This window comes from Rhizobium sp. CF122 (assembly GCF_000282035.1).
Taxonomy (GTDB): Bacteria; Pseudomonadota; Alphaproteobacteria; order Rhizobiales; family Rhizobiaceae; genus Rhizobium.
The window spans coordinates 1-15920 of the sequence record NZ_AKKA01000119.1 but is presented as its reverse complement, the minus strand read 5'-3'; the positions used below and the strand labels follow the sequence as shown (position 1 = coordinate 15920).

At 60.4% G+C, this 15920-nt stretch carries 16 protein-coding genes; 6 read left to right on the top strand and 10 right to left on the bottom strand.

Annotated features, from left to right (window positions below):
* Nucleotides 1–52: 52 nt before the first annotated feature.
* Nucleotides 53–961, bottom strand: coding sequence for a glycine betaine ABC transporter substrate-binding protein OsmF (gene osmF / locus PMI09_RS27130; protein ID WP_007801933.1), 909 nt, complete (start codon nucleotides 959–961; stop codon nucleotides 53–55).
* A gap of 420 nt (nucleotides 962–1381) precedes the next feature.
* On the opposite strand from osmF, the gene PMI09_RS27125 reads away from it, so the two are divergent.
* Nucleotides 1382–2575, top strand: coding sequence for a LysR family transcriptional regulator (locus tag PMI09_RS27125; protein ID WP_007801931.1), 1194 nt, complete (start codon nucleotides 1382–1384; stop codon nucleotides 2573–2575).
* A 30-nt stretch (nucleotides 2576–2605) separates the two neighbouring features.
* On the top strand, nucleotides 2606–3328 hold the full coding sequence (locus tag PMI09_RS27120; protein ID WP_007801929.1) for a copper homeostasis protein CutC: 723 nt from the start codon (nucleotides 2606–2608) through the stop codon (nucleotides 3326–3328).
* Here the strand turns inward: PMI09_RS27120 and PMI09_RS27115 are convergent.
* From PMI09_RS27115 to PMI09_RS27085, 7 genes are all read right to left on the bottom strand, one after another.
* Nucleotides 3325–4344 (bottom strand): zinc-binding alcohol dehydrogenase family protein, encoded by a 1020-nt coding sequence (locus tag PMI09_RS27115; RefSeq protein ID WP_007801928.1) that lies wholly within the window; start codon nucleotides 4342–4344, stop codon nucleotides 3325–3327. The two genes, PMI09_RS27120 and PMI09_RS27115, sit on opposite strands and share 4 nt — an antisense overlap.
* A 66-nt stretch (nucleotides 4345–4410) precedes the next feature.
* Complete coding sequence (locus PMI09_RS27110; protein ID WP_007801926.1) at nucleotides 4411–5385, bottom strand: ABC transporter permease; 975 nt, start codon at nucleotides 5383–5385, stop codon at nucleotides 4411–4413.
* A 24-nt stretch (nucleotides 5386–5409) separates the two neighbouring features.
* Nucleotides 5410–6960 (bottom strand): sugar ABC transporter ATP-binding protein, encoded by a 1551-nt coding sequence (locus PMI09_RS27105; RefSeq protein ID WP_007801924.1) that lies wholly within the window; start codon nucleotides 6958–6960, stop codon nucleotides 5410–5412.
* 121 nt (nucleotides 6961–7081) lie between these two features.
* A complete protein-coding gene (locus PMI09_RS27100) occupies nucleotides 7082–8068 on the bottom strand; it encodes an ABC transporter substrate-binding protein (protein WP_007801922.1) in 987 nt (328 codons plus the stop codon).
* A gap of 206 nt (nucleotides 8069–8274) precedes the next feature.
* Complete coding sequence (locus PMI09_RS27095; protein ID WP_007801920.1) at nucleotides 8275–8721, bottom strand: RbsD/FucU family protein; 447 nt, start codon at nucleotides 8719–8721, stop codon at nucleotides 8275–8277.
* A 9-nt stretch (nucleotides 8722–8730) separates the two neighbouring features.
* Nucleotides 8731–9750 carry an aldo/keto reductase gene (locus PMI09_RS27090; protein ID WP_007801918.1) on the bottom strand — a complete coding sequence of 340 codons (1020 nt, stop codon included), beginning with the start codon at nucleotides 9748–9750 and terminating at the stop codon, nucleotides 8731–8733.
* Nucleotides 9751–9785: 35 nt separating this feature from the next.
* Nucleotides 9786–11288, bottom strand: a complete 1503-nt coding sequence (locus PMI09_RS27085; RefSeq protein ID WP_037084363.1) for a UxaA family hydrolase — start codon at nucleotides 11286–11288, stop codon at nucleotides 9786–9788.
* A 237-nt stretch (nucleotides 11289–11525) separates the two neighbouring features.
* Here PMI09_RS27085 and PMI09_RS27080 point away from each other — a divergent pair, with 237 nt between their 5' ends.
* Nucleotides 11526–12437, top strand: a complete 912-nt coding sequence (locus tag PMI09_RS27080) for a GntR family transcriptional regulator (RefSeq protein ID WP_007801915.1) — start codon at nucleotides 11526–11528, stop codon at nucleotides 12435–12437.
* Between the two features lie 37 nt (nucleotides 12438–12474).
* Here PMI09_RS27080 and PMI09_RS31520 read toward each other — a convergent pair whose 3' ends face one another.
* Both PMI09_RS31520 and PMI09_RS27075 read right to left on the bottom strand, forming a co-directional pair.
* Entirely contained in the window at nucleotides 12475–12777 is a 303-nt protein-coding gene (locus PMI09_RS31520) for a hypothetical protein (RefSeq protein ID WP_157213409.1), read from the bottom strand.
* Between the two features lie 156 nt (nucleotides 12778–12933).
* Nucleotides 12934–13164 carry a hypothetical protein gene (locus tag PMI09_RS27075; protein ID WP_007801913.1) on the bottom strand — a complete coding sequence of 77 codons (231 nt, stop codon included), beginning with the start codon at nucleotides 13162–13164 and terminating at the stop codon, nucleotides 12934–12936.
* Between the two features lie 207 nt (nucleotides 13165–13371).
* Here PMI09_RS27075 and PMI09_RS27070 point away from each other — a divergent pair, with 207 nt between their 5' ends.
* The 3 genes from PMI09_RS27070 to PMI09_RS27060 form a co-directional block, all read left to right on the top strand.
* The gene (locus PMI09_RS27070; protein ID WP_007801911.1) at nucleotides 13372–14721 is read left to right on the top strand and encodes a sensor histidine kinase; all 1350 of its coding nucleotides are present in this window, start codon (nucleotides 13372–13374) and stop codon (nucleotides 14719–14721) included.
* Entirely contained in the window at nucleotides 14722–15384 is a 663-nt protein-coding gene (locus tag PMI09_RS27065) for a response regulator (RefSeq protein ID WP_007801909.1), read from the top strand.
* 234 nt (nucleotides 15385–15618) lie between these two features.
* On the top strand, nucleotides 15619–15920 hold a 302-nt coding region (locus PMI09_RS27060), incomplete at its 3' end, for a hypothetical protein (protein WP_007801907.1).

Here is a 15920-nt window from a genome sequence, read left to right as displayed (position 1 = left end):
CGGTCAGAAATGATGCTCCGCCCGCGGGCGGGCGGAGCATCGGGCGACGAGATTACTTCAGGAAGCCTTTTTCCTTCAGGTAGCCTTCGGCAACGGATTTCGCCGGTTCGCCATCGACTTGGATCTTGCCGTTCAGCTTGCGCAGTTCATCCGCGCTCAGGCTCTTGAAGATTGGTGCGAGGACTTCTTCGATCTTCGGGTTTGCCTTTAGCACTTCTTCACGGATGATCGCGGTCGGCGCATAGACCTGCTGCACGTTCTTGTCGTCCTCGAGAACGGTCAGTTCGGCGGCTTGGATCGCACCGTCCGTGCCGTAGACCATGGCCGTGTTGGCGCCGTTCGTCTGGTCGGCTGCGGCCTTGATGGTCGCGGCCGTGTCACCGCCCGAAAGAACGATTTCCTGATCCGGCTTCAGCGTGAAGCCGTAGGTCGTCTGGAATGCCGGAAGCGCGCCGGCCGAATTGATGAACTCGGCGGAAGCGACCAGCTTGGCAGCCCCGCCGCCGGCGACCCATTTTCCGAAATCCGACATGGTCTTCAGGTTGTTCGGGCCGGCGACATCATTGCGCACGGCGAGCGCCCAGGTGTTGTTCGCCGGAGAAGGCGTCAGCCAGACGATCTTGTTGGCGTCGTAGTCGAGCTTCTTCGCGAGGTCGTAGCCCTGCTGAAGATTTTTCCAGGCCGGGTCGTCGGCCTTGTTGAAGAAGAAGCCGGCGTTACCTGTGTATTCCGGATAGATATCGATTTCGCCGGCAGTGATCGCCTTGCGAAGAACCGGCGTCGTACCGAGCGCGACGCGCTCCTGCGTCTTGATGCCGTTTGCGTTGAGCGCCAGCACGATGACGTTGCCGAGCAGCGTGCCCTCAGTATCGATCTTCGATGAAACGACGACGTCTGCAGCGTCGGCCGCGCCTGCCGCAAAAGCGGAGAGCGAAACGGCAAGAGCGAATTTCTTCAGCATGGATTGTCCCCTTGATTTACACCGTTTGACTGCGCGGAAAGCCCCGGCGGAGGGCTCCCACGTATAAAATCACCGGCGAAAGCAGCCCCGCTACGATCGTGCCGGAAATACGTGCGTGATGGAAATAGCGTTCGCGTTGAAAAAATCGATGCAAGCCTCTCCAGTTTTGCGGTCGCGGCGTGATTATGGCGGTGAATGCAAACGCTTGCGCGAAAATGCATTTCCTTTTCTATCGCCGGCGCGATTTGTTTTGTTCCCTTACGCGTTTCCGCAGATGTCCGGTGCTCTTTCCGTGGTTCTACTGCCACGCCCGGTTTTGTACTTGGCAGGAACGATAGCCGCCCGATTTCCCGGCAGGGATATCTTTTTTAACGAACACATCATATCGTTCGATTTTTCATATCGTTACGGAGAACGCGGTTGCAGCTCGGCACGTTGTTTGTTGCTAGTCACGTGCTCTCGTCCGGGTCGGTGAGAGAGACGGCACGAAACCTTTCACTCGCGGTATCGACGGTTTCGACAGCAGTCCGCAGCCTTGAGACCGAGCTTGCGCTCAAACTGACCGAGCGCAGTTCCGGCGAGCTTGCGACGCTGCTTGCCAGCGACGACGTCCGCGAAAAACTCCTGCCGATTGTGCAGTCGGCGGAGGATCTGGCGGAATGGATTGGGACAGACAAGCCGTCGCGCCTGCCGATCAAGATCGCCACAATGGAGCGATTTCTCGAGGTCGCCGACCAAGGCAGCATCAACCGTGCGGCGCGGCGGCTGAAGCTTGGTCAGCCGCAGCTTTCGCTTCAGATCGCGACTTTGGAGAAGGCACTGGGTCATCGCCTGTTTGAGCGGCAGGCTCAGGGCTCTGTGCTAACCGAGCATGGCCACGAGGTCTATGCCATCTTCCAGGCCATCGCTCAGAGATGGAATGATTTGAAGGCATCCTCCGACGAGCGCTATCAGCGCACCGCGCGGGCGCTTCGCATCGGTTCGATCATCCCAACAGGATCGGAAAGTTGGGTAGCGCGATGCCTTGGCACGCTGGTTGCGGAGTGGAATGCCAGCCGCAGCAAGAACGCGATCTCGCTGGTACTGATGACCGCGGATGACTTGCGGGAAGCTCTCAAGGCCGGCCGTATCGATGTTGCAATTCTCGACTCCGTCTTCGGCCTCGAGCGCTTCCGACACCGTGAATTGCTGCAGACGAACATGGTTCTGATCGCTCCGCCGCAGAGCCGCGAGCGGACAGTGGCCGAGCTTGTCGAAAGTCACGCGATCTGCACGCCGAGTTCCCGGACGGGCCTCGGACACGCCACGATGGCGCTGAGCCACGAGCGCGTCAACAATCGCCGCTACCGAAACCGGGATATCACGGCGGCTGACTCGCTGCCTGTCATCGTCGACCTTGTGGCCAATCACGGCTACATCTCGTTTCTTGGCCGCGTCAGCGCCATGCCCATTGCCGACAAAGTTCGGATCGTCGAGCTCGATGAGTCCATTCCGATGTCCTATCATGTCGCCTTCAACCATCGGAAAGCTTCGGCTGACGCAAGTGCCATGATCATCGACGCCGTCGCCAAAATAATTGCCACGCCCATCGCGCAGGAGAGCGCCTTCGCTTAAAGAGACAGCGGCGGACAAGGAGATTCGAGCGTGACCGTTTTGCTGGAAGTATGCGTCGACAGCCCGCAGGGCCTTGCGGCTGCGATCGCCGGCGGTGCCGGCCGCATTGAGCTCTGCTCGGCTCTGGAGCTTGGCGGACTGACGCCGGTTGCGGGCCTGATGAAGGCTGCGGCCGCCGCACCTGTTCCTGTCTATGCGATGATCCGGCCGCATGCCGGGCCCTTCGTATTCGATGCGGTCGACGAAGAAGCGATGATGGCCGATATTGACGCCGTGCGCGCCTTCGGCCTCGCCGGGGTTGTCATCGGCGCCAATCGTTTGGACGGTACACTGGATGTACCGCTGATCAGCCGGTTAAAGGCTCGCGCCGACGGACTTGGATCGACCCTTCACCGCGCCTTCGATCTCGTCCCTGATGCCGATGCAGCGCTGGAACAGGCGATCGAGCTTGGCTGCGAGCGCGTTCTCACGTCCGGCTGTGTGCCGAAGGCGATCGACGGCTTGGAGACGCTGGGTCGTCTCTCCCGCAAGGCCGCCGGCCGCGTCTCGATCATGCCCGGCAGCGGCGTGCGTCCCGGCAACGTGGGCGACATACTAAGGGTTACGGGCGCAAGCGAGGTTCACGCCTCCTGCAGCTCACGGGTTGACAGCATCGATCCAAGGGCGGTTGCCTTCGGCTTCGAAGCCGCGACGACGAACCGGACGGATGCCGACGTAGTGCGTCAAATGCGGGCGGCGATCGACGCGCTTTAGGCGCCGACCTTGATGACTGCCTTGATCAGGCCGCTCTTTTCGTGCGCCCAGCGTGCCAGGTCACGCGGCGCGTCCGCCAGCGTCGTGCGGTGAGTGATCAACTGCTCGACGGGCACGAGTCCTTTGGCGATCGAATCTGCGACATGCTCGAAATCCACGCGCGTCGCGTTGCGGCTACCGATCACCATCATTTCACGCTTATGAAACTCCGGATCGGAGAAACGGATGTCGTCCTTGACGACGCTGACGAGCACAAGCGCGCCGCCATGGGCAACGAAGCTGAAGGCCTTCTCCATCGACGGGCCATAGCCGGTGGCATCAAAGACGACGTCAAAACCATCGCCGTCAGTCTTCGCTTTGACAGCTTCGGAGGCACCTTCGCCGGCAACGATGCCTGAGGAGAAGTTGAACCGGTCAGCAGCCATCTGCAGTCGCTCCTGACTGGTGTCGAGCAATGTGACCTCATGCCCGGCAATCCGCGAGAAGATCGCGGCGCCCAGCCCGATCGGACCGGCACCGATGACGAGTGAGCGTGATCCGGCCGGCGCCATGGAACGGCGGACCGCATGGGCGCCGATTGCGAGGAACTCGGTGGTGGCTGCGGCCTCCAGGCTCACGCCCTTTGCAGCATAGAGATTGCCGGCCGGCACCGAAATCTCGTCGCAGAACGCTCCGTCCGTGTGCACGCCCAACACCTTGATGTCCGTGCAGCAATTCGGCTTGCCCTGGCGGCAGGCAACGCAGTTGCCACACGAAAGATAGGGGTTGACGATGACGGGCGTGCCGACCGCCATGGCAACACCGTCGCCTGTTTCCAGAACCGTCGCGGAGATCTCGTGCCCCATCACGCGTGGATATTCGAGGAATGGATGCTTGCCCTCGAAGATGTGGTAGTCGGTGCCACAGATACCGACATGGCTGACCGCAAGGCGGATCCAGCCGGGTGACGGCGCGCCGGGGGAAGGGCGTTCCACGAGTTCGAGGACACCGGGTTCTTTGCAGAGCACTGCTTTCATGATGGTCTCGCATTCCTGAAATGGAAGAAGCCGGCCTCGGGGCCGGCTCCGTATGTCGCTGCCTGCTTACGGGTTGCGGCGGCGGCGCAGTTGATCGAAGTAGACGATCACGATGATCAGCAGACCGGTGATGATGCGCTGCCAGAACGAATTGACGTTGAGCAGGTTCGCACCGTTGTTGATGGTTGCCAGAATGAAGGCGCCGATGAGCGGCCCGTGGACCGAACCGACAGCGCCGAACAGACTGGTGCCGCCGATCACCGAGGAAGCGATCGCCTGCAGCTCCCATCCGTCGGCCTGTGTGGCGTTGCCGATCGCGATACGCGAGGCAAGCAGAACGCCGACGAAGGCAGCGAACGTCGCCGAGAGGATGTAGGCGAGGTAAATGATGCCGTTCACCCGGACGCCCGATAGGCGGGCCGCTTCACGGTTCGAGCCGACGGCGAAGAGATAGCGCCCCCATCGGCTCAGATGCAGGAAGATGTAGGACGGCACCGCGACGAGAATGACCATCCAGAACAGGCTCGGCACTCCGAGGAAGTCGGCGCGGGCAAAGTTCGTGAAGGGCTCGTTGACGATGTTGATCGTCGAGCCGTTGGTGATCAGAAGCCCGATGCCGCGCAACGACGTGAGCGTTGCCAGCGTGATGATGAAAGGCGGCAGTCCCATTTTGACGATGCCGAAGCCATGGAACACCCCGATGCCGACGCCGATCAGCAGCGTTATCAGGATAGACGCCCAGACCGGCACGCCCGCCTGCAGCAGCCAGGCAAGGATGACGCTGGTGAAGCCGACGATCGCTCCGACCGAAAGGTCGATGCCGGCGGTGATGATCACAAAGGTCTGGCCAAGAGCCAAAATCGCCGTCATTGCGCCTTGGCGCAGGAGGTTGGAGATATTCAGTGGCGTCCAGAAGCTGGCAGTCACGAAGCCGAGAACGATCCAAAGGAAGGCCAGGAGCCCGATTAGAGTCAGGCCGAAAAGGATGTTCACTTTTCGACGCGGTGGCGGCGCGGCGATCTCGGTGGGGGTTGCGGTCATTGGTTCTCTCTCCCTCTTATTCTTTTAGACGCCGATCGCTTCGCTCAGCACTTCTTCATGTGTTGCGGCGTGGAAGTCGTGGCTCGCGACAAGCTGGCCGCGGCGGAAGACGTGCAGCCTATCCGCAAGCTCATAAACCTCGGGCAGATAGGACGAGATCAGAATGATCCCGGCCCCCTGCTTCAGAAGCTTGGCGAACAGCCGGTAGATTTCCGCCTTGGTGCCAACATCGACGCCCACGGTCGGCTCGTCGAAGATGAAGAGCCGTGCGCCATAGCTCAGCCACTTGCCGATGACGACTTTCTGTTGATTGCCGCCGGACATGGCCGAAACCAGAACGCGCCGGCTGGGCGTCTTGATCGCGAGGTCACGGATCTGCTGGTCGGCATTCTGCGTTTCTTCGCTGTGGCTGATGACCGGGCCCTTGCTCAGCCGCTTGAAGACCGGGAGGTTGATGTTGAGCCCGATCGGTAGGTTGAGGCAAAGACCCTGGTCGCGGCGGCTCTCCGGCGCCAGCGCGATCCCGAGCTCCATCGCCGTGCGTTCGCTGTTGATATCGACCTTCTTGCCCATCCAGTGGATCTCACCGGCCGTCGTCTTTTCCCGGCCGAAAAGGCCCAGCGCGAATTCGCTTCGCCCCGCACCGATCAGGCCGTAAAGGCCGACGATCTGCCCGGCCTTGACCGAGAGCGACACGTTCTCGAAGCCCGGCCCAGAAAGGCCGCGCACGTCGAGGATCGTTTCTCCGATCGGGATCTCTTCCTTATGATAGATCTGCTCGATCGAGCGGTTGATCATGAGAGCGATCAGCTCGGCCTCGTTCGTCTCGCCGATGGCGCGCGTGCCGACATGCGTGCCGTCGCGAAGTACCGAAACACGGTCGGCGAGCTCGAACACTTCCTCCATGCGGTGGCTGATGTAGACGATCGTCACGCCTTCGCCCTGCAGGCGACGGATCAGCTTGAAAAGTTGGGCCGATTCCTGACGCGTAAGGTAAGCGGTCGGTTCGTCGAAGATCAGAAACTGGGTGCCGCGCATCGCCGCACGCGCCGTCGCGACGAGCTGCTGCTGGCCGATCGTCAGATCGGCGAGCGGGACGCCGGCGGGCAGCCCGAAGCCGAGATCGTCGAGCACGGCTTGCGCCATCTTCTCCATCTCTCTCTTGCGCATCAGGCCGTATTGATTGACCTCGTCGCCAAGGAAGAGATTGGCCGCGACCGTCAGATGCGGGCAAAGCACGACTTCCTGATGGACGGCGTTGATGCCGCGCGCGATCGCCTCGTTCGGCGTTGCCAGCGCGACGGGGTGTCCGCACCAGAGGATCTCGCCGGCCGTTCTGGTGATAACGCCTGTCAGCAGCTTGATCAGCGTCGACTTTCCGGCTCCGTTCTCACCTACAATCGCATGAATCTCGCCGGCCAGAAACGTCATCGTCGCCGGCTTCAGTGCCTGAACGTAGCCGTAATTCTTCTGCAATCCCTTGAGTTCGAGGATTGGGGCGCCCGCCGGAATGCGGTTTCCCTCCGTCAGCGTGGCGCTGTCATCGTGGCGATGACTGACCTCTTCCAGGCTCATGGGCGTCTCCTTCTCGCGAATTGCCAACTCTCCACCGGCCGTCCGCGCTCCTCATGCGGACGATAACACAGGTGAAGGAAAGGCCGCGCGGGATTTCTCCCGCGCGGCCATCGTCAGATCATTACTTGATCTTCGGGTTCAGCAGAGCGTCGATCTTCGGGTCGCTCATGTTGGCCTTGGTGACCAGGTTGGCACCGGTATCGACCTTCTCTTCGACCTTCTCGCCCTTGGATACGGCGAGCGCCGTCTTCACGCCGTCATAGCCCATGCGATAGGGATCCTGAACAACGAGACCGGCAAGCGAGCCGTCCTTGAGGAAGCCAACCGTCTTGTCGTCGCTATCGAAGGCGATGACCTTGATCTTGTCGCCGAGCTTGTTTTCCGCAATCGCTTGGCCAACACCCTGACCCAGGATCAGGTTCGAGGCGAAGACACCCACGAGGTTCGGATTGGCCGTGATCAGATCGGTCATCATGTTGAGGCCGGTCGTCGCCTGGCCATCACCGTATTTGTCGGCGATGACCTTCAGGCCGGGATGCTTCGTCTTTACTTGATCCAGGAAACCTTCGCGGCGCTGCTCAAGCGAGCCGACGCCCGGAAGGTTGGTAAGGATGACGACTTCGCCCTCTTCCTTGCCGGTCATTTCCTTAATGGCCGCGGCAAGGCCGTCGGCTGCGATGCGCCCGCCCTGAACGTTGTCGGTCGTCAGGAACGACTTAAACGCCTGGGAGTCCGCGGCCGAGTCGATGCCGATGATCGGAACGGACTTGGCGGCTTCATCGATCGGCTTGCCGAGCGCCTTGAACTCCGTCGGCGAGATCACGATTGCAGCCGGCTTGCCGGCAACGGCGTTCTCAAGAATGCTGATCTGGCCGTTGATGTCGGATTCGGCCTGTGCGCCGAGTTCCGGTACGTTGACGCCGAGATCCTTGCCGGCAGCGCGGGCGCCGGCCAGAACGATCTGCCAGTAGAAGGACGTCGTGTCCTTGACGATGATCGGGATCGTCACGTCAGCTGCGAACGACGTCACCGGCATTGCGGTGGCGATAACGGCAGCACCCGCGAGAGCCGTGAAGGCTCGGCGCGACAGAATGGATTTCATGCGCATGTAGTTCTCCTCCTAGGTGCGTTCTCCTCCAGGTAAACCGTACCGCTGAACGCAGGCGGACGATTTTTATCGATAAAAAACATTTACTACGAGAAGCTAGCCGAGCGAAAGTCAAATTGCAAGTAGCTTAGCAGGCTCGATTGTCGTTTCTTCGTTCGCCGTAAGTGATTGTTTTTACGATTATTCAACCGCGGTCTGAAGTTCTGTCAACCGCGATAGACTTCATGGGGGTGCACGACGCCTTTCTTCAAAATCAAGTTGCCGTAGAGCCGGAATTCGGTCGTTGCCACGATATAGGCAGCCGTGCGAGCGCGCTCATAAAAGGCAAAGCGTTCGAGGGAGGCGATCCTGAAGTCGCCAGCGCGCCTCGACACGATTTCCTGAAATTCGGCACAAACTTCGGGCACGGCAGTCGGATCGCCGACCACCTCCATGCGCCACGCCGTTTCCGGCACGAACGTATCAAGCGGAAAATGCGTCAGGATGGCCCCGGCCATGTCGGTCGCGCTGACGCCGTCGGCGCGGATGACCTCCGGCCCCATCGTGCTCGACGGGAAGTTGGCGTCGGCAATCACGATGTCGTCGCCGTGTCCCATGCGAGCGATCGCACGCAGCAGGTCGGGATTGAGGATGGGGTGGATGCCTTTAAGCATAGTCAGTCCTTAAACACGCACAGCGTCTTCGCCGAGCGGCGGCGCGACGAGCGTCAGAGCGTCGAATTCGGGGAAGATGGAGTCCGGCAACGTGGGCTCGAAAAGCTCCATGTTGCGCTGCAAGCTTGATGCCTTGGCCGTGCCGATCAGCACGGACGAGACGAGCGGATCGCGGAGCGGAAACTGCAGAGCAGGGGCGGCCAGTGGCACACCGTGCTTAATGGCAATCTTTTCCATGCTCGCGACCTTGGCGAGCACGTCATCTGTCGCCGGCATATAGTCGAAATGCGAGCCAGGCACGGGTCCGGTTGCAAGGATACCTGAATTGAAGACGCCGCCGACCACGAGCGATGTGCCCTTCTTCCGACAGAGCGGCAGCAGCTCGGCAACTGCCGATCGGTCGAGCAGGGTGTAGCGCCCGGCCATCAGGATGCAGTCGATATCGGCATTACGCATCACGTCAAGGCAGACCGGGACCTCGTTGACACCAAGCCCGAAGGCCTTGATCGCTCCGGAGGATTTCAGCTCCTCCAACGCCTTGATGCCGCTATCCAGGAATTGCTTCTGGAGGATGGCGTTCTTGGCCGCACCATGGGTGTATCTGCCGATGTCGTGGACATAGAGGATATCGATCCGGTTCAGGCCGAGACGGGCGTAGCTGAACTCCACCGAGCGCATGATGCCGTCGTAGGAATAGTCGTAGTCGGCATCGAAGGAGAGCGGATCGACATAGCTATAATCGGGAACCGTCCTCGTCGGCACCGGGCGTAGCAGTCGGCCCACCTTGGTCGAGAGCACCCACTCCTTTTCCGGCTTGTCACGCAGGAAATCGCCGAAGCGACGCTCCGCAAGGCCAAGGCCATACCATGGCGCGACATCGAAGTAGCGAATGCCGCTGTCCCATGCAGCCTCCAGCGTCTCCATGGCCTGCTCGCGCGGGCAGGTCCGATACAGGCCGCCGAGAGCCGCGCCACCGAAGCTCACTTCGGTCACGTCAAGCTCCGTCCTGCCGATGCTCCTCGTCTTCATCCTTCCTCCTGTGAAGACCTGATATTTCGTGTGGTTTAGAGCGTCGCTCCGAGATGCCACGGCACGAACTCATTGTCGCCGTAGCCGAATTCTTCGCTTTTCGTCTTCTTGCCCGACGCTGTGTCGATGATCAGATCGAAGATCTCGCGGCCCTTCGCGCTAATGGTTGCGTCGCCTGTTGCGATCGTGCCGCAGTCGATATCCATGTCCTCTTCCATCGAGGCATAAAGAGCCGAGTTGCTGGAAAGCTTGATCGAAGGCGCCGGGCGGCAGCCGAAGCAGCTGCCGCGGCCGGTGGTGAAGGCGATCATGTTCGCGCCACCGGCCACCTGGCCGGTTGCCGAAACCGGATCGTAGCCGGGGGTATCCATGAAGACCAGACCCGGCGCGCTGACGCGCTCGGCATAGCCATAGACGGCGGTCAAGGGCGAGCGACCGCCCTTGGCGACGGCGCCAAGCGATTTTTCTAGAATGGTCGTCAGGCCGCCACGCTTGTTGCCGGGCGAGGGGTTGTTATCCAGCGATGCGCCATGCAACGCCACATATTTCTCCCACCAGGCGATCTTATCGTCGAGCTTGCGGGCAACCTCATCGTTGACTGCACGGCTTCGCAGTAGGTGCTCCGCGCCATAGATCTCGGATGTTTCGGAGAGGATCGCCGTGCCGCCGGCAGCCGCCAGCAGGTCGGCGGCCACTCCAAGCGCCGGATTGGCGGTGATGCCGGAAAATCCATCCGAGCCACCGCACTGCAGGCCGATGATGATATCGCTGATCGGCAGCGGCACCCGCTTTTCCTTGCCGACATCCTGAGCAATCTCGCGCAGCATGCCCATGGCGCGCGCAACCGCACGGCGCGAGCCACCGGCATCTTGGATGTTGAAATGGCGCTTGGAATTGCCGGCGCCGCTTTGGCCGTAGAGCGTGAGCTGGTTGACTTCGCAGCCGAGCCCGATCATCAGCACGCCACCGAAGTTCACATGCCTGGTATAGCCGGCAAGTGTCCGGTGGAGGACCGCCATGCCGTCGCCGGTGGAGCTCATGCCGCAACCTTGATCGTGCACGATCGGCACGAAACCGTCGATGCCGTCGAAATGCGGCAGGATCGTCCGGTTGGCCTCGTCGGCGATCGCCCGACAGACCGTGGTGGAACAGTTCACGCTGGCAATGATGCCGATGTAGTTGCGCGTCGCCGAGCGGCCGTCGGCGCGACGATAGCCCATGAACGTGCGCGCTCTGTCTGCGGCGCTTGCTTCCTCGGGCGCCGAATTGGCCGTTGCCGCAAGACGATCGTTCTCGAAATGCAGATTGTGGCTGTGAATATGGTCGCCGGCCCTAACGTCAGCCGTCGTCCGCCCGATCGCTTGCCCGTATTTGACGACCGGCTGGCCGAGCGGAATATCGGCCAATGCAATCTTGTGGCCGGGATCGATCTTCTCCCGGGTCTGGATGCCGGCGACCGTTGCGCCAGAGGGGATCGCCGCCGTTGCGACCGCAACGTTGTCGCCGGCAGACAAGATGATCCAGGGGTCCTTGGTCAACATTCTTCTCCCTAGGGAAACACTCGCTGCGTCGGCGAATGCTCATTGATTTTGTTTTTTATCTACAATAAACATTTTCAAGTCAACGGGATTATTGATCCTGTGGACGAGGGAGGCAAACAGCCGCATGCGATCCAAAATAAGATAAGGATTGCTGAGAGATAAGCTTCTGCCACGCTTCGTGCCGCGCTCCGCGGCCGGCCGTTCGTGTTGCCGAGGCAAGAGGGCGGAGCGCGTATGGCACGGCAGAATACAGTCTTCAAGGAAGCGTACAACCGCTATGCCGCGGCTTTGCGGACGGATGCCGCATTACCGTCGGAGCCCGAGATCGCGTCCCAGCTCGGCATCAGCCGCAGCACGGCGCGTGCCATCCTGACACGGCTCAGCGATGCCGGCATCATTCGCTGGAACAAGCGCCAGAAGGTTGTCCTCCGGCAGCCGACCGAGGCCGATTTCTTCCCGACGGAAGAGACGGATTCGCTGCACGACATCATCGAGCGCAGCTTTATGCAGCGCATTCTGTCGGATGATGCTGCACCCGGCATGCAGATCAACGAGTTGGAACTCGCCCGCGAAATCGGCACCGGCACCACCAGCGTCCGCGAGTTCCTGATCCGCTTTTCGCGGTTCGGCCTGATCGAGAAGCGGCCGAACAGCCACTGGATACTCAAGGGGTTCACGCGTGACTTTGCGCTTGAACTCGCTGACGTGCGTGAGATGTTCGAGCTGCATTCGGCCGCGGAATTCGGCAAGCTTCCGCCCGAGAGCGACGCGTGGCGCGCGCTATCGGACATCAAGGCCCAACACCAGGCGATGCTGCGCGATCTCGATACGCGCTACAAGGAGTTTTCCACCCTCGACGAACGCTTCCACCTGCTCATCCACGCAGCCTCGAAGAACCGCTTCATCGCCGATTTCTACGATGCGATCGCGATCATCTTTCACTATCACTACCAGTGGAACAAAGCTTTCGCCCGTGAGCGCAACGAACGCGCTATTTACGAACATCTGGATTATATCGCCGCACTGGAATCACGTGATCAGGCGACGATTGATTTCGCGTGCCGCCTGCATCTGCGCTCGGCGCGCCAGACTCTGCTGCAATCGATTCCGCTGACGCCTTCCGACGAGTTTGAGGCAGAGAGTTAGTCTAAAAAGAAAAACCCGGTCGAAGGCGGGTTTAGTTCTATCGGCACGCCTGCTGGGTGTCAGGCGAGGTCATCGTGGTGCTCACCGGCGGCGTTGGGTTGGACGTGCCACTGGACTCGCGGCGTTGGCGGTCATTCGGATTGCCGCCCGACGAGCCCGACTGTCCGTTCGCAGTGGTGACGTTATTCGCAGCGTTTGGATCCAGCGTGCCGGTGCCATTGTTACTGTTGTTGATACCAGGTGTGTTGTTGTTCAGGCCGGGCGTGTTGTCGAGCCGCTGCCGGTAGTATTTGCTCCGCCGCCGGTCGCGCGCTCGATCGCGCCATAGCGCTGGTTGCAAGACCAATTGCTAGAACGGGCGCTCCAAGCGCTCGTAGAAGCATGGCATTTCTCCTTTGGCTTATCGCTTTATGGTCGACACTCTTCCGCTCGCCTCGGTCGAGGCGTTTGTTGCTTCGGATTTCGAATTGTCGCAAGAGGTCGGCCACGTTTGTGGCTATCTGCAACGGCGTACCGTCTTGGTGATCTCATCGCCATCGTCGGTCATCGTTCTGACCGTCTTGGTGTAGCAGCGATCGCGATAGTGGCGGTCACGCTCGCGAACGGCGCCAACTCTGATGCCATGATCGTTGATGGTAATTGCGGGACGCGCCTGATCATGGTCGTTGGCGTAGCTCCGTTGGCGCGCCATCGCCGCGACAGTGCAGTTCACAAGGATCTTTCGCATCTCAATTCTCCTTCACTCATGGAAGAACTGGCTCCTTGAAAAATGACGCGTCGACTAGCCGTTGCGATGCCTTCCAGGCCAGTCTTTCAATTTTTCGCGAACACTGCGATCATACTGCTGGGCTTATACTGGCAAGAGCTGCTTTCTTCGATCGGAGGACAAGGATTGCGGTCCAAAGGATTGCTGAGTTGGGTGAGGAGTCGGCCATTGTCGATTCAGTTCCTGTTTGCCAGTGGCATCCTGATCTTCTTCGCGACACTGATCTCGGGCTACGTCATCTCCGGAATCGTTGAGCAAAACGCCATCCGCAGCAAAGCCGGAGCCGCCGCGATATTCGTTCAGAGTATGACCGAGCCGTTAGTGCAGAAGCTGGCTTCGGCGGATGCCGTGCCGCCGGAGGATCTCGCCAGGCTCCACGATCTTTTCACCGATCCCATGTTGCGGGAACGTTTCCCGCATGTCGAGATATGGAAGCCGGATGGGACGGTTGCCTATTCGATCGCGCCGGACCTAATCGGTCGAAAGTTCCCTCTGCCTTCTGGTGCCAGGAGTGCGCTGGCAGGCGAGGTTGCGCTTTCCTTTGCCGACCTCGATGCAGGCGAACACGTCGTCCGCAATTTCCAGACAAATTATCTGGAGATCTATAGCCCACTGCGTGACAACTCCTCCGGCACGATCATCGCTGTCGCGGAGATACAGGAGGATCCTGCAACCTTCGATCACGATGTAGGATATGTGCGACTGGCAAGTTGGGTCGCGGTGGCTCTTGCCTCCTGCGCGATCCTGCTTTGTCTCTTCATGATCGTTCGCCGGGGCAGCAACACCATTGAGGAACAGCGGCGAGCCTTGCACCAACGCGCGGAAGATGCGGAGGCCGCGTCGCGCAAGCTCGCAGAATTGCAGGGCATCGCCCGTCAGGCCTCGATGCAGCTTGCCGAACGCAATGAAAAACTTATGCGTGGGGTTGGCGCGGATCTTCATGATGGCCCGGCCCAGCTTCTCAGCTTCGCACGCCTGCAGGTCGAGCAGGTCCGACAGGCCAAGACCGATCCTGCGCGCAAGGTGCCGCTCGCGACACTCGAGGAGTCGCTCGATAGTGCCCTGGCCGAGATCCGGGTGATCGCTCGATCGTTGATCCTGCCGGAGATCGAGCACCTTTCACCCAGTCGCATCATCGAACGCGCGATCAAGATGCACGAGAGCCGGTCGGGAACGAAGGTCGCTTCGACGGTCGTGTCGGAGGATATCGACATTCCGGCGGCATTGAAGATCTGCCTTTTCCGTTTCGTGCAGGAGGGGCTAAATAACGCCTATAGGCACGCTGGCGGCAACGGCCAGGAAGTTTGGTGCGAGATGAGCCGTGCACACATGAAAGTGGTCGTCTCCGACAGGGGGCCGCCGCAGGGCTTCGTCAAGCCGGCTACTCGAACGGGTGGCGGAATGGGCCTCCAGGGCCTGCGGCAGCGTATCGAGAGCCTGGGCGGCAGCCTGCAGATCGTCACCGCCGGCGCGGGAACAAAGCTGACAATGCTCTTCGAGCTTCGGGAGACAATCTGAATGGTGGTGCCGGCCTCTGTCATTGTTGTCGATGATCACGCGCTCTTTCGCATGGGGGTGATGCAGACGATTGCGCTCAGCGAGAACTTGCAGGTTGTCGCCGAAGGCGCGTCGAAGCAGGATGCGCTTGACCTCGTCGCGCTGCATCAGCCGACGATCGTGCTTCTGGATATTTCCATGCCGGGTGGTGGCGTGGCGGCGGCCCGCGAAATCCATGAACGATGGCCTGATGTGAAGGTTGTGATGCTGACCGTTTCGGAGGATGACCAAGATGCCCTCGAAGCACTGGAAGCGGGCGCTTCCGGCTATATTCTCAAGGGTATTGCCGCGACCGAGCTTTTGGATGCGTTGACGACTGTCCAGCGGGGTAGCACCTATCTCGCGCCGACGCTCGGCTCCAAGCTGGTTGCTGCAATGAGAGGGCAGACGCAGCCGAGAACGAAAGGCAATTTGCTGACGGAGTTGTCGGCGAAGGAGCGCCACGTGTTGGAATGCGTGGGGCGTGGCATGGGCAATCAGGCAATTGCCGAAGCGACCGGTACGACGTTGCGTACCGTCAAATTTCACGTCTCGCGGCTGCTCCGTAAGGTCAATGCGAAAAACCGCATCGAGTTGGCGCTGATCGCGCAGAAGACGACGGATGCCGCGCGCGACGGCGAATAGCCAACGCCCCTCTCGGACTTTGGTCTGATAATACCGGGACCTCGGTCCAAGCATTGTGCGACTTTGGTGGCAGGAATGAACTGGCCTCTTGGTCGCGACATTCCTTGGACCTTGTTCTGTAGATCACTGCACCTCGGGACCTGTACAACTTCAGACGGTCAACAATTGCCAGCCGATCGCAACGGAAAGAATGAGCGTTCTTTCCGAGGGGCGGCGTTTGCTTCGAGGACCGACATGGCTACGCAGAATCCGAATTTCACCGTCTATCAGGACGACCTTGCGTATATTCTGAAGCAGATCGTCGTCGCCGAACGCGAAGTTGCCGGTGAAAGCCTGCAATCGATCATCGGACCGAATGCGGCGATCCTTCCGTGGGGTCTGCGCCATGTTGATGGCAGCAACAAAAACCTCTTGCCGGGCGGGCAATTCGTTGGTGCTGCCGATCAGATTCTGCCGCGTCTGCTGGATCCGAATTTCCGGAATGATCAAGATGGCGATCAGTTGCCGCGCGGGCCGCCTCCCCGACCGGGTGATCC

Excerpts from the sequence above, each read along its gene's own strand:
- PMI09_RS27105 (WP_007801924.1), bottom strand. The coding sequence starts at position 6,960 with ATGAGCCTGGAAGAGGTCAGTCATCGCCACGATGACAGCGCCACGCTG.
- PMI09_RS27080 (WP_007801915.1), top strand. The coding sequence starts at position 11,526 with ATGGCACGGCAGAATACAGTCTTCAAGGAAGCGTACAACCGCTATGCC.
- PMI09_RS27100 (WP_007801922.1), bottom strand. The coding sequence starts at position 8,068 with ATGCGCATGAAATCCATTCTGTCGCGCCGAGCCTTCACGGCTCTCGCG.
- PMI09_RS27065 (WP_007801909.1), top strand. The coding sequence starts at position 14,722 with ATGGTGGTGCCGGCCTCTGTCATTGTTGTCGATGATCACGCGCTCTTT.
- PMI09_RS27095 (WP_007801920.1), bottom strand. The coding sequence starts at position 8,721 with ATGCTTAAAGGCATCCACCCCATCCTCAATCCCGACCTGCTGCGTGCG.
- PMI09_RS27090 (WP_007801918.1), bottom strand. The coding sequence starts at position 9,750 with ATGAAGACGAGGAGCATCGGCAGGACGGAGCTTGACGTGACCGAAGTG.
- osmF (WP_007801933.1), bottom strand. The coding sequence starts at position 961 with ATGCTGAAGAAATTCGCTCTTGCCGTTTCGCTCTCCGCTTTTGCGGCA.
- PMI09_RS27115 (WP_007801928.1), bottom strand. The coding sequence starts at position 4,344 with ATGAAAGCAGTGCTCTGCAAAGAACCCGGTGTCCTCGAACTCGTGGAA.
- PMI09_RS27075 (WP_007801913.1), bottom strand. The coding sequence starts at position 13,164 with ATGCGAAAGATCCTTGTGAACTGCACTGTCGCGGCGATGGCGCGCCAA.
- PMI09_RS27110 (WP_007801926.1), bottom strand. The coding sequence starts at position 5,385 with ATGACCGCAACCCCCACCGAGATCGCCGCGCCGCCACCGCGTCGAAAA.